We start from the raw sequence: 14,251 nt of genomic DNA on the forward strand, positions 1-14,251 counted from the left end.
AAAATAGGGCCAGCAAGCTGGCCCTAGTGTTCGTTAACAAAATTAAGATAGGGGGATCAGAACTTCCAGGTGAAACCAGCGTTGACGCTGTTGTCCTGGTAGTTTTGCGACAGTAACCCGCCGTAGCCCAATGACAGCGTGGCGTTCTTGTTCACCGCCACTTCCGCACTGGCTTTCAGCACCGCACCGTCACGCGAGGCCGACACGCTGTTCACCACGAACGGGGAATTACCCCCGTTGAAGCGCAGCCCGGTGCCGCGATCCAAATCGCCGTATTGATGCTGCCAACCCAGTTCGCTGCGCAGCGCCACCGACGTGGTTTTGCTCGCCTGCCACTCGGTATCCGCACGCAGCCCCAGCGTCGAGACGGTCGCGTCGGTATGTTGCTTGTCACCGTGCAGCGCCGCCGCCCCGCCGTCCTCCGAGATACCGTTGTTCTGGAAGTTGATGTACGCCAGGTTGGCGAACGGCTCCAGATTCACCCAATCAGCCTTCACGCTGTAACCCGCTTCGGCAAACACCTGCTCGGTGCGCGCACTGTATTTTGCGGTTTCCCGATCCGACTGCATGCCGTAATTGACCGAACGCGAGGTATCGAAACGGTGCCAGGTGTAGCCACCACCGGCACGCAGCGCCAGTTCACCAAACTGTTTGCCGCCGTACACCGCCAGGTGGTAGTTGTCGCTGTCGGCATTGGAGCCGTAGCCGCCGTCCAGCGAGGTGCGGGTGTAACCGGTCGCCACCCCTAACCGCCAGTCGTCCGCCAGCGCCGAGTCCAGCCCCACCAGCACGCCGTAGGTCGATGCCTGATAGCCCGTCGCATTGGCATCGCCCGACGCATGGTCCCAGGCCCCCAGTAACTGCGCCCAGGCACCGCCGTCGTCGTCCGCCTTGATGTCCGGCGAGGTTGCCAGCCCTTCCGCCTGTCGCAGACGGCCGTTCAGCGCATCACGCAGATAACGGCTGTCGTTAACCTGTGCCGAGGCAATATCCGCGTGGATCTGCCCGGACAACTGACGGAATGCCTGCCGCGCTTCCCCTGTAGAGCCAGCATTGAGGATGCTCTCGTACACCGGGTTGCCTGCCGCCAGGGCATCCGCCGCTGCCGCTACCGCACGCTCGTTCTGGGTTGCTGCCACGCTGGCAAAACTGGTGTCGTTACGGCCAACGTTCAGCGTGACCTGATTGGGTTGATAGGTCAGCCCGGCGCCCAGGAACAGGTAGTTTGGAGCCACCGAATCAAACTGCCCGCTGATACCCTGCTGCGCGGTCAGAATGTTGTACTGCTGGCCGAGCAGGCTGCGGACTTCGCTTTGCGACAGCAGATTGGTGCTGTTCTCCAGCGAAACAGCGACTTCACCGCCACCGATCGTTGCCGATCCGCTGCTTTGGATCCGATCGCTCTGGCCATTGGGCGCCACTTCCACCGCATAACGGGAACCCGGCTCAAAATTGACGTTACGCGTCACGTTCAGCGTGCCGATCGAGTTGCCCGGTGCCACGGTACCGCCGCTGCGGGCGGTCAGTGACCCGACCGTACCGGAACCACTCAGCACGCCGCTGTTTTGCACCGTGACGTCTGATGTGACCGAACCGTTAACCGCCAGCAGGCCGGTATTTACCCAGGTCGGGCCGGAATAGGTATTGGTGCCGGTCAGTACCAGCGCCCCCTGGCCTTCCTTGGTCAGGCCGCCATGGCCGTAGATGTCATTGGAATAGACCTCCACCGAACAGTGGTAGTCATCACAAATACGAGCCTGCAGCGTGCCTTGATCGATTTGCGCCCCGAAGCCGGGAATGTTGGCGACAAACTGTGACGAGCCGTAAGCCACGCCTGTCGGATCCGGAATGCGGAACTCTTCAGGAATATCTTCGACGGTATAGAACATGCCCGGGCCGTTAATCGCCTTGCCCAGATTGATCATCCCCCAGCCGTACAGCGCATCGATCCCCGGTGCGCCCATATCGGTGGCGGTGGTCTTCAACACGTCGGCAATTTGCGCCGACGTCATGTACGGGAAACGCTGCAGTAACACGGCAACCGCGCCGGTCACGTGCGGCGTCGCCATTGAGGTCCCATTTTTATTGCCATAGTCCGAGACCAATTGATTCGGATCGGAACCGTTGGCCACGGTACTGTAGATTTTACTGCCCGGTGACGAGACGCAGAAACTGGCGGTATAGCCGCAGCGTGAAGAGAAGCTGCTGATGGTATAAGGCACGCTGTTGGTGGAGGCATCATCCTGTGCGACGCTGGCAACCGACAGCCAGTTAGGCGCAATATCCGGCACAAAATAGGCCAGACCGCTGATCACGTCAGGTTGGTTGTAGTTGCCGTCGTTACCGGCAGCGAACAAGACCAAAATGTTTTTACGTGCCGCATCGATCGCGCCCTGATACCCCGCTCCCGCCAGGCTGCCCAGCAGCGGTTTCACCTGATCAAACTGTTCCTGTGCGTCTTTCAGTTCGAAATGCAGCGCGTCTGGCTTTTTGCCATTATCCGATAAGAAATCGGGAATACTGACGCCCCAACTGTTATTGATAACCCGCACGCCATTGTTGATCATCGCCTGCCAACCGGCGTTGGTTACGCTACCATCCAGCCCGAGGAATTCGCCATAGGCCGGGCCATCATTGTCGTTATCAACGCTGATTATCTGTGAATCAAAGGCGACGCCATGCATGCCGGTACCGTCGCGATTGGCCCCGCTGATGCCGGCCACATGTACGCCGTGGTTACTCAGCATACCCTGTGAACCACTGTAGAAATGGAAGGTGCCGTCGAAGTAAAAACGATCGCCAGCCTTAATCCCCTCCCGATGCGGATCGGTATAGGCGCGGTTCCCCTGGGTCACCACGTTCACCAGTTTGCCGTCACCGGCGAATTCAGGGTGCTTGTTCACCGGGGTATCAAAGATGCCCACTTTTTGCCCTTTACCGGTATAACCCGCGGCATAGGCCTCGTCAGCGTGAATCGCCCCCAACCCCCAGTTGGCGTTGAATTCATTACTACGCCAGCTTGCCGGATCGCCTGACTTACCGCCTTCCGTATAGGGCGCAGCCTGTACGCCACCGGCCGCCAACAGCGCGCACAACAAGGCGTTCAGTTTCCATGTCGGCGCCAATGCCGGTTTATTCTTTCCTGTCGCTTGCTTCATTCCCTTATCCTTTTTGTTTTAGTCAAACCGCCCCCGACGAGGCGGTTTGTCCCTCTGTTTTTTAAGATCAGAATTTCCAGGTGAAGCCAGCGTTGACGCTGTTGTCCTGGTAGTTTTGCGACAGTAACCCGCCGTAGCCCAATGACAGCGTGGCGTTCTTGTTCACCGCCACTTCCGCACTGGCTTTCAGCACCGCACCGTCACGCGAGGCCGACACGCTGTTCACCACGAACGGGGAATTACCCCCGTTGAAGCGCAGCCCGGTGCCACGATCCAAATCGCCGTACTGATGCTGCCAGCCCAGTTCGCTGCGCAGCGCCACCGACGTGGTTTTGCTCGCCTGCCACTCGGTATCCGCACGCAGCCCCAGCGTCGAGACGGTCGCGTCGGTATGTTGCTTGTCACCGTGCAGCGCCGCCGCCCCGCCGTCCTCCGAGATACCGTTGTTCTGGAAGTTGATGTACGCCAGGTTGGCGAACGGCTCCAGATTCACCCAATCAGCCTTCACGCTGTAACCCGCTTCGGCAAACACCTGCTCGGTGCGCGCACTGTATTTTGCGGTTTCCCGATCCGACTGCATGCCGTAATTGACCGAACGCGAGGTATCGAAGCGGTGCCAGGTGTAGCCCCCACCGGCACGCAGCGCCAGTTCACCGAACTGTTTGCCGCCGTACACTGCCAGGTGGTAGTTGTCGCTGTCGGCATTCGAGCCGTAGCCGCCGTCCAGCGAGGTGCGGGTGTAGCCGGTCGCCACCCCCAGCCGCCAGTCGTCCGCCAGCGCCGAGTCCAGCCCCACCAGCACGCCGTAGGTCGATGCCTGATAGCCGGTGGCATTGGCATCGCCCGACGCATGGTCCCAGGCCCCCAGTAACTGCGCCCAGGCACCACCGTCGTCGTCCGCCTTGATGTCCGGCGAGGTTGCCAGCCCTTCCGCCTGTCGCAGACGGCCGTTCAGCGCGTCACGCAGATAACGGCTGTCGTTCACCTGTGCCGAGGCAATATCCGCGTGGATCTGCCCGGACAACTGACGGAACGCCTGACGCGCTTCCCCTGCCGAACCGGCGTTGAGGATGCTTTCGTACACCGGGTTGCCCGCCGCCAGGGCATCCGCCGCTGCCGCTACCGCACGCTCATTCTGAGTGGCGGCCACGCTGGCAAAACTGGTGTCGTTACGGCCAACGTTCAGCGTGACCTGATTGGGTTGATAGGTCAGCCCGGCGCCCAGGAAGGGAGAGAAAGTTGAAGTGGAAGCAAACTGCCCACTGATACCCTGCTGGGCGGTCAGAATATTGTACTGGCGGCCCAGCAGGCTGCTCACGCTACCTTGCGACAGCAGGTTGGCGTTTTGTTCCTGCAACACCACGACCTCACCGCCGCCGATCGTCGCCGATCCGCTGCTTTGGATCCGATCGCTCTGGCCGTTGGGTGCCACTTCCACCGCATAGCGGGAACCCGGCTCGAAGCTGACGTTACGCGTCACGTTCAGCGTGCCGATCGAGTTGCCCGGTGCCACGGTACCGCCGCTGCGGGCGGTCAGTGAACCTACCGTGCCGGAACCGCCCAGCACGCCAGCGTTTTGCACCGTGACGTCGGAAGTCACCGAGCCGTTAATTGCCAGCAGGCCCTGATTGATCAGCGTCGGCCCCGCGTAGCTGTTGTTGCCGGTCAGCACCAGGGTACCGATACCCTGTTTGGTCAGGCCGCCGTGACCGGAAATGTTGTTGCTCCAGACATCCAATCCGCAATGCGTATCGTCACACACGCGTTCGGTCGGTTTGCCCTTGTCCAGCACCGCACCGACGCCCGGTAGATTCACCACGAACTGCTCCGGGCCATAAGCGCCGCTAACCCGAAACTCTTCAGGAATATCCTGCTCGGTAACAAACATGCCCGGACCGTTGATCGCCTTGCCCAGATTGATCATCCCCCAGCCGTACAGCGCATCGATACCCGGTGCGCCCATATCGGTGGTGGTGGTCTTCAGCACCGAGGCAACCTGTGCGCCTGTCATGTACGGGAAGCGCTCCATCAGCACCGCAATGCTGCCGGCCACGTGCGGCGCCGCCATTGAGGTCCCACTGTATTTGGCGTAACCGGTGGTCAGGTTATCTACGCTGTTGCCTTCGATGATTGAGCTGTACACCTTGCTGCCCGGCGCGGCAACGCAGAAGCTGGCGGTATAGCCGCAGCGGGAGGAGAAGGTGCTAATGCTGTAGTCGCCGGTGTTGTTCGGATCCTGCAGACTGGCGACCGACAGCCAGTTGGGGGCTATCTCCGGCACGAAATAGGCCAGCCCGGCCATGGCGTCCGGGTTATTGAGGTTATAATCGTTACCGGCGGCAAAAATGGTGACGATGCCGCTGCGTGCCGCATCGATTGCACCCTGATAAGCGCCGCCGGCTTTTGTGCCAAGGATCTGTTTGATTTGATCGAATTGCTTTTGCGCGTCGGCAAGCGTGAAGTGAGGATAGGCCGGATCCTTGCCACCCTGATCAAACTTCTCAGTGATGCCAATCCCCCAGCTGTTGTTGATAATGCGCGCGCCGCTGGCGATCAACGCATCCCAGCCGGCCTGGTACACCGCGCCATCGTTACCGAGAATGATGCCGTCTTCCGGCCCGGGGTCGCCGTTTTCCGCGCTGATGATTTGTGCGTTGAACGCCACGCCGTGCATCTCACCACCATCGCGGTTGCCGGCAGCAATGCCGCCCACATGGGTACCGTGTGAACCCAGGGTGCCGTCGGAATCCACGCTCGGCGTGCCGTCATAGCGGAATACGTCGCCTTTTTTCACCGGAATGTAGGGATCGGTGTATTCGCGAATGCCGGTCGTCACCAGATTGATCACTTTGCCCTGGCTGGCAAACTCCGGATGTTTGGCATACACCGGTTGATCGAAAATGCCGAGTTTTACGCCTTTCCCGCTATAACCGGCGGCGTAGGCCTGATCGGCGTGGATCGCTCCCAGGCCCCATTCGGCGTTAAATTCATTACTGCGCCAACTCGCAGGATCGCCCGGCTTGCCGCTCTCTACATATGGTGCAGCCTGCGCTCCACCGATCGCCGCCAGGCAAAAAAGCACAGCACTCCACTGTGCGCGATTAACACCAATTTCAGGCCAGCCGAAGGCCGCCTGAACAGGCTTGACTCCTCTACGTCTATTTTCCATCCCAGATACCGTCCATTGTTGTTTGCAAATGTCTTATTGATTTTTTTGTGTAACAGTTTCGTAACACCAAATAAATAAAGCACAACAATCTCAAGCGCGCCTAATGGGTCAAGGCGCTGGATGACCTAAACGGCAAACCTAAGGATCGAGAAAACAGGGGGAAAGGCATAAGGATCTTCGATGGCTATCACCAGCGAGAGGCGTGAATTTAGGGTGCTGAGGATAAAATATAATTCAATGAAAAATAGGGATAATAGAGACAATAAAGGCCGCAGGAACATCTCCATGCGGCCGGTAAAAAAATGCTTAAGACGCTCTTTTTATCAGTTTTAATTATAACTATTGCCAATACTCACTCAGTGAAATGTGCTGGTTTTCGCCGAGAATGACCGTAAAAATTGGACTATCATGCTAGTGGTTTTCTGCTGTTCATCGCATCTTCTTCAGCCTGGCGAATAATGGCTTTCGCCATCCATTGCGTCACATCCTGGATGCCACCGAGATCCAGTCCCCAAATATCTTTCAGTACCAGGAAAACTTCCGAACCATAGATCAGCGAGAAAGAATGAATCACCCGCTGTAACGCCTCGGGCGGTAGTTTATCCTGCAACGGCTCTACTGCCAGATTCAGCAGGCGTTTGCGGTTGCCGCGGACGAACTTTTCCCCCGGCGTCGCTTGCGCCCATTGTTGCAATGACAGCTGTAATGCGGCACGTAAAGCACCTTCATGTTGCTCCATCTGCGGATAGGCGAAAGCCAGCAATTGTTGAATACGTTTCAACGCATCATGATCCTCTGGTTGCCATTCCAGGATCGGCCCCAGACTTTCAGCCACGACCGCAGCAATCAATTCACTTTGAGTGGGGAAATAACGATAAGCCGTAGCCCTTGACACCTGCGCATGTGCGGCAAGCTCAGTGATCGACGGAAAGAAGCCTTCGTCATACAACGCCATGGCACTGGTCAACAGTAAATGATGAGTTCTGGCCCGGGCAGAGGTCAGAGATTTTTCCTGTTTCATGGGAAAGGCAGTTATTAGCACGGCAACCTCATACTTCATCGCATCTCCCGCTCTCGGGACAGGATGCGATAACCATCAAACCGACAATATCCCGCTTTATCGGCAGCATTAAAACGCTCAAAAATGAGACAAGTGTCTCATTTCGAACTGAACTGGGCTTGCATAAATGATACGACCGTCTCATTATGTAGATATATTAATCATTTTAACTTAAACGACCAACACCAGGGTTCCACATAAATTCATAATGCTATAATTTATAATATAAAATTAGAAATTCAGCAGGAATGGGCAATGTTTAATACTTCAAATTCTGTCTACATTGCTACCACAGCAGATACCAAAGGACAAGAACTGGAGTATGTTCGCCAGACGATCGCCAGCCTCGGTTTGCCCACTATTACCGTCGATCTCTCTACCAACAAACGGCCGGCCAACCCGGCAGTCGATATCTGTGCAGAAGAAGTTGCCGGCTATCATCCCGAAGGGGCCAAGGCCGTATTTTGCCCCCACCGCAGTCAGGCCATTACCGCGATGGCACTCGCCTTCGAACGTTTTCTCCTGACACGCCACGATATCGCGGCCCTGCTTGGTTTGGGCGGCTCTGGCGGCACAGCCATTATCACTCCGGCGATGCAAAAATTACCCATCGGCCTGCCTAAATTGATGGTTTCAAGCATGGCTGCAGGCGACGTCTCGGCATATGTCGGCAACAGCGATATCGCCATGCTTTATTCCGTCACGGATATAGCAGGCCTGAACCGTATATCGCGCCGTGTCCTGAGCAATGCAGCATGCCAGATTGCTGGAGCGGTACGTTTCGCCACCGCTCATGACATCGAGGAAAAACCGGCTGTCGGTCTGACGATGTTTGGCGTCACAACGCCTTGCATAAAAATGGTTGTTTCCGCGCTCGAACCTCAATGGGACTGCTTGGTATTCCACGCCACCGGCAGTGGAGGCAGAGCGTTGGAGAAACTGATCGATAGCCGTTTGCTGAGCGCAGCGCTGGATCTGACCACAACCGAAGTGGCCGATTATCTGTTCGGAGGGGTTCTTCCCTGCAATGAGGAGCGCTTTAGTGCCATCGCCCGCACCGGCATCCCCTGCATACTATCCTGTGGTGCATTGGATATGATTAATTTTGGCCCCCCAGAAACGGTACCGCCGCGTTATGCCGAACGCCTGATCCACCAACATAACCCTCAGGTTACTTTGGTTCGCACTACACCGCAGGAAAATGCCAGTATCGGGCGCTGGATAGGGGAAAAAATGAATGCTTGCAGCGGTGAGATACGATTTGTGATCCCGGGAGGGGGGGTATCCGCACTGGATGCTCCGGGACAGCCTTTTTGGGATCCGCAGGCATTGGCCGCCTTTATACAGGCGTTAGAAAGTACGCTTCGGCCAACTAACAAACGACGGCTGATAAAAACGGCTTATCATATTAACGATCCACGTTTTGCACATATTGTTACCGAACAGTTTCAACATATTGCCAACCCTCACCTCTTATCGAAGTGACTTGTTTTTGGTCAGAAAAAGCAAAAGGGCCAGAGATTAATCTGGCCCTTTTTATATTCACCACATGAATTTATTACTGTGAATTCGTCATTTTCGACTTCATGTTATTCATGTGCTCCATCATTTTTTGTTCGCGTTTCTGATAATTCTCATTGTATTGTTTTTTCTGCTCAGGGGTCAGCAGGTTATACATTTTATTTTCAGCCTTGGCGCGCTCCAGCATATGTTCGGACTGTGCTTTGCTGATGGCATCAATTTGGGTTTTCGCTTTGGCTTCATCGAAACTGTCGGAAGCGACCATACTATGCAGTGCCTGGCGTTCTTCTTTAGTACCTTCGCCGCGTTTCTGGTGCGATTCTTTCATAATATCGCGCATTTGCTGGCGCTGTTGCTCGGTCAGGTTCAGGCCGGCAAACGGCCCACCTTTACCTTCACCTTTATGATGCATCATTTTCATGTTCATCGGGGCGGCGTCTGTAGTAGCCGGTGCTGCCGTGGTATCTGCAGCGAAAGCCATAGAAGCAGAACCCAGTGCCAGAGTTGAAGCGACAAATAAAGCGGTCAGTTTACGCATATTCATTTCCTTAAAATTATTCTTCATCAGGAGCGCTGTACGTGAACAGGCTCATCTTTCGTCGGAGATAATAATAGGCCGATAAATATATAGTAATGCGATTGTGTGTAAATTTATTAAAGCCCGAAACACTTTTATCCATCAATAATGAATTAATTATGAAGATGGTGCGTATTATTTGGAAAGTTTGGTTTCCCAGAGCATAAAAACCACCACAACATGATGTCTTTTTCTATAGGATTATTCCCACCAGCGGCCCACTTTATTATAATGTAGCCCCCTCCGCTACAACCGCCCGGCAACAAAATGATCGCAGTGCGCGAAGCACCAGGATCGCATCAATCTCTCGAAATCCCCGGTTCTCACTTACACTTTAAAACGTGCGGCAATTTGACGATTACAGGGCAAAACTAATTATTGCTTATATAATAGTTTCATCCCCCGCCGGTGTAAAACCTGTTATATGATGGAGATACGTGCACTACGGCCACTCCCGGGCCAGAAACCTGCGGCTGCGCTCATCGCACAGACCTGGCTGTCGTGCCCTTTTGAGGAATCATCATGTTCGCAGACCAAGGCCCTATGCTTCTTAACGCTCACTTCGGCACCAACAGCCCTTATTGGCGATTGGCGTTTGACAGCAATGCGTTGGCGTTGTCGGCAGTCAAAGGTAAAACTCATATGGCCGTGGCGCTCAGCGCCATGCAGGCGGCTAAAATCCGTCGCCTGAGTGGCATTACCGCCAGCCTTGATATCACCATCACGCTCGGCGGCGAACCGATACATCTGCATCTGGTCGGGCGACGAGTCAACAATCTGGAATGGGCAGGCACCGCCTCCGCCTTCAGCGACACTCAATCGGTCGCCCGTGACCTGGTACACGGCCTATCCTTTGCCGAGCAGGTGGTGTCCGAAGCCAACTCCGTGATTGTGATTGTCGATCAACACGGCCGCATTCAGCGTTTCAACCGCCTGAGCGAAGAGTACACCGGTCTGCACGAACATGATGTTATTGGTAAAAACGTCTTTCAATTATTTATGAGCCCGGAGGAAGCCTCGGCATCACGGCGCAACATCGCCGGTTTTTTCCGTAATGGTTCCTCCTATGAGGTAGAACGCTGGATCAAAACGGTGAAAGGCGAGCGGCTGTTTTTGTTCCGCAACAAGTTCGTCCACAGCGGCAGCGGCAAAAATGAAGTTTTTTTGATTTGCTCCGGTACCGATATCACCGAAGAACGCCGCGCCCAGGAACGTCTGCGGGTGCTGGCCAATACCGACATCATTACCGGCCTGCCCAATCGCAATGCCATTCAGGACAAAATAACCCAGTCGATCGCCACTCGCGATGGCCACAGTGTTGGGCTGGTGTACCTCGATCTCGACAATTTTAAAAAGGTTAACGACGCCTACGGCCATATGTTCGGCGACCGTTTATTGGTGGAGGTGTCGCTGGCGGTGCTCGGCTGTCTGGATAACGACCAAACCCTGGCCCGCCTGGGTGGCGATGAATTCCTGGTGCTGGCCCAGCAGGCCGACCGCGAAATGCTGCAACGCCTGGCCCAGCGCATTATCGACCGGCTGAAAACGCCGTTCCGCATAGGGCTTATCGAAGTTTATACCGGCTGTTCTATTGGTATCGCACTGTGTCCCGAACACGGCAACGACCTCGACAGCCTGATCCGCAGTGCCGACACCGCCATGTATGTCGCCAAAGAGCATGGCAAACGGACCTATACCGTGTTCTCGCCAGAAATGAATAAACGCGTCGCGGAATACATGTGGCTGGACACCAACCTGCGTAAGGGATTGGAACAAAATCAACTGGTGGTGTATTACCAGCCAAAAATAGAGGCGCTCAGCGGCAGGGTATGCAGCGTGGAAGCGCTGGTGCGCTGGGATTCCCCCGAGCGCGGCCTGATCCCGCCGCTACAGTTTATCTCTTACGCCGAAGAGTCCGGTCTGATCGGCCCCCTCGGCCGTTGGGTGCTGCAAACCGCCGCCAAACAGGCCGCTCTGTGGCAACGACAGGGGTTGCAACTGCGGGTCGCGGTCAATCTTTCCGCCCGCCAGTTGGTGGATGACTCTATCGTTGAAGATCTGGCGCAGGTGTTGCAGCACAATCAGTTGACCCCCTGCCTGCTGGATTTCGAACTCACGGAAAGCAGCCTGATTGAGGATGAGAAACGCGCTCGCGAAGTGATCACCCGGCTACGCGAGCTGGGCGCACAGGTTCATCTTGATGATTTTGGCACCGGCTACTCTTCGCTGGCGCAGCTGGCGCGTATTCCGCTGGATGCGATTAAACTGGATAAAAGCTTTGTGCGCGGAGTGAATGACAATCCGGTTTCACAATCGCTGGTGCGTGCCATCGTCGCGGCGGCCGAAGCGCTTAAATTCCGGGTGATCGCCGAAGGCGTGGAAACAGAAAGCGAAAATCGGTTCCTCGATGAAATCGGCGTGGATGAAAAACAGGGGTTCCTGTTTGCGCGGCCAATGCTCCCGGAACAGCTGGAGCATTGGCTGCAGTCTTATCGCCCGCCATCCTCCTCAGCGTGAGGCGGGCAGGGCAACATTAGCCGGCACGACGCAGGTTCAGGGTATGACGATCCTGCAGCATCACCAGACGTTCGATATAGGCGCGATCTTTCTCCTCGATAGTGAAGGCCGAATGCACCCAGTCTTCGGTAATGTCCATCAGTTCCGAACGCGTCAACTGCAACACCCGCTGACGGGCACGCAGCATGGCACGCATGCCGTTCAGTTTGGGCCGAATGGTATCGATAAAGGTACGGGTCGCTATATAAGCGTCGCCAGGCTGGAATAACTGATCGACCAGGCCACGGCTTTCAAACCATTCCGCGGTATGCGACTCGCCGCCCCAAATCAGCTCTTCCGCCAGGCGCATGTTTCCTTTACGCGCCACCAGCGAATAACCGCCCATGCCGGGGAACAGATTAAACGCAATTTCCGGGAAGCCCATGCGCGCATTGTTCTGCGCCAGAACGAAATGGTGCGCCAGCGCCGCTTCAAAGCCGCCGCCCAGTGCACTGCCCTCGACCATCGCGATGCTAACCGCTCCGGTATCAAATCCGCGAGCCGCCGCATGCACGCAATCAATGCAGGCCCGTGCGTAAGCCATCATCGCCTCACGTTTGCGATTTTTAATCGCCTCGGCGAAGAACTGCAAATCGCCACCCACGTTGAACATATTGGGCACCAACGAGCCAGTGACCCAAAAATCAAACTGCAATGATGATTCTTTGGCTGCCTGCGCCAACGTCATGATGTCTTCAATTAACGCCTGATTAAAACAAGGGCGCGGTTCCGCACGCAGCAGCATCCACATGATGTGTCGCCCTTCTTCATAGTAAGCGGAAATCTGTGTCAAATTGCCCGCTTCGGTAAACGGACGACAGGTGGGGTGATTAAGTAATTTCATATGACCTTCCATTTTATCCAGTGATAACAGGTGAAACCGTTCCAGCCCCTACGGCTGCAGTCACGCGGCGGCTGGTAAACCGCAGCGCCACATCATGAGTAAACGCTTTCTTGGTGATGAAACAGATAAAAATTGGAGGTCGATGAACGAAAAAAACCCCGCTGGCACGGGGCTGACATAAGAATTTTACCTATCGGCAGGCAGTAACATTTCACCCGGCGAACGAACGCGTTAAGCTCACAAATTAGCCGGTTGCCCCCCCCGGCGGCCAAATCAGCGCGCCTTTTGGCTATAATCAAGGCTGAGAGAGCCTATTTATCGTTAAGGAAATCGTGACGTAATGCCTACAGGATCAGATAAAGACCCCCGACAGCCCAACAGTGAAGCGCCGCAAAAGCCGCTGATCGCCATCAAAACCGGCCACCAGACTATTGACCGCCGCATCTCCGGTTTTTCACGCCTGGTCGAACGCATCAAGGCCTGGCCAAGCATCGCTCACCTGCTGCGCGCCACCGAGCGCTTTAACGATCGTCTGGGCAGCCAGTTCGGCGCCGCTATCACCTATTTCTCGTTTCTTTCGCTGATCCCGATTTTGATGGTGTCGTTTGCCGCCGTCGGCTTTGTGCTGGCATCCAATCCTGACCTGCTGACTGAGCTGATTAATAAAATTGTCGGCAGCATCAGTGACCCTACGCTGGCCAGCACGCTGAAAAACACCGTCAATACGGCGATTCAGCAGCGCACCACCGTGGGGCTGACCGGTCTGGCGCTGGCGCTGTATTCAGGCATCAGTTGGATGGGTAACCTGCGTGAGGCGATCCGCGCGCAGTCGCGTGACGTATGGGAACGTAATCCGCAGGATCAGGAAAAAATCTACTTCAAATACACCCGCGACTTTATTTCGCTGAGTGGATTGGTGGTGGCGCTGATTATCACCCTGACGCTGACCTCCATCGCCGGTTCGGCACAGGCGGCCATTGTCCGTGCACTGGGCCTGGAGGGTATCGAGTGGCTGCGGCCGGCGATGACGCTGATTGCGCTGTCGATCTCCATCTTCGCCAACTATCTGCTGTTCCTGTGGATCTTCTGGATGCTGCCGCGGCATAAGCCGAAGAAGAAGGCGCTGCTGCGTGGCACGCTGCTTGCCGCCATTGGCTTCGAAGTGATTAAGTTTGTGATGACCATGACGCTGCCACAGGTGGCTAAATCGCCTTCCGGTGCCGCCTTTGGTTCGGTAATCGGGTTGATGGCGTTTTTCTATTTCTTTGCCCGACTGACGCTTTTTTGCGCCGCCTGGATCGCCACCGCGCAGTATAAAGAAGACAAAACTCTGCCAGCCTCCGAGCAATCCGCCCCCTAAAGCAAT

8 protein-coding genes are annotated in these 14,251 nt (G+C 55.8%); 3 read left to right on the forward strand and 5 right to left on the reverse strand.

What is annotated here, in order from left to right:
• Window positions 1-56: 56 nt before the first annotated feature.
• The 3 genes from SERS4_RS0124405 to SERS4_RS0124415 form a co-directional block, all read right to left on the reverse strand.
• On the reverse strand, window positions 57-3,158 hold the full coding sequence (locus SERS4_RS0124405; protein WP_017894378.1) for an autotransporter outer membrane beta-barrel domain-containing protein: 3,102 nt from the start codon (window positions 3,156-3,158) through the stop codon (window positions 57-59).
• 67 nt (window positions 3,159-3,225) lie between these two features.
• Complete coding sequence (locus SERS4_RS0124410) at window positions 3,226-6,327, reverse strand: autotransporter outer membrane beta-barrel domain-containing protein (RefSeq protein WP_026142580.1); 3,102 nt, start codon at window positions 6,325-6,327, stop codon at window positions 3,226-3,228.
• Window positions 6,328-6,733: 406 nt separating this feature from the next.
• A complete protein-coding gene (locus SERS4_RS0124415) occupies window positions 6,734-7,387 on the reverse strand; it encodes a TetR/AcrR family transcriptional regulator (RefSeq protein WP_051071219.1) in 654 nt (217 codons plus the stop codon).
• Between the two features lie 255 nt (window positions 7,388-7,642).
• Here SERS4_RS0124415 and SERS4_RS0124420 point away from each other — a divergent pair, with 255 nt between their 5' ends.
• Window positions 7,643-8,872, forward strand: coding sequence for a Tm-1-like ATP-binding domain-containing protein (locus SERS4_RS0124420; RefSeq protein WP_017894381.1), 1,230 nt, complete (start codon window positions 7,643-7,645; stop codon window positions 8,870-8,872).
• A 73-nt stretch (window positions 8,873-8,945) separates the two neighbouring features.
• On the opposite strand, the gene spy is transcribed toward SERS4_RS0124420, so the two are convergent.
• Window positions 8,946-9,446: an ATP-independent periplasmic protein-refolding chaperone Spy gene (gene spy, locus SERS4_RS0124425; RefSeq protein ID WP_012147415.1), complete on the reverse strand. Its 501-nt coding sequence runs from the start codon at window positions 9,444-9,446 to the stop codon at window positions 8,946-8,948.
• 561 nt (window positions 9,447-10,007) lie between these two features.
• Between spy and pdeR the strand changes: the two genes are divergently transcribed.
• Window positions 10,008-12,002: a cyclic di-GMP phosphodiesterase gene (pdeR, locus tag SERS4_RS0124430; protein ID WP_017894382.1), complete on the forward strand. Its 1,995-nt coding sequence runs from the start codon at window positions 10,008-10,010 to the stop codon at window positions 12,000-12,002.
• Window positions 12,003-12,018: 16 nt separating this feature from the next.
• Here the strand turns inward: pdeR and SERS4_RS0124435 are convergent, their stop codons facing one another.
• Window positions 12,019-12,885: a crotonase/enoyl-CoA hydratase family protein gene (locus SERS4_RS0124435; protein WP_017894383.1), complete on the reverse strand. Its 867-nt coding sequence runs from the start codon at window positions 12,883-12,885 to the stop codon at window positions 12,019-12,021.
• Between the two features lie 340 nt (window positions 12,886-13,225).
• On the opposite strand from SERS4_RS0124435, the gene yhjD reads away from it, so the two are divergent.
• Window positions 13,226-14,245 carry an inner membrane protein YhjD gene (yhjD, locus tag SERS4_RS0124440; RefSeq protein ID WP_017894384.1) on the forward strand — a complete coding sequence of 340 codons (1,020 nt, stop codon included), beginning with the start codon at window positions 13,226-13,228 and terminating at the stop codon, window positions 14,243-14,245.
• The last annotated feature ends 6 nt before the right edge of the window (window positions 14,246-14,251 follow it).

The sequence above is a fragment of the Serratia sp. S4 genome (assembly GCF_000347995.1).
GTDB classification, from domain to species: Bacteria; Pseudomonadota; Gammaproteobacteria; order Enterobacterales; family Enterobacteriaceae; genus Serratia; species Serratia quinivorans.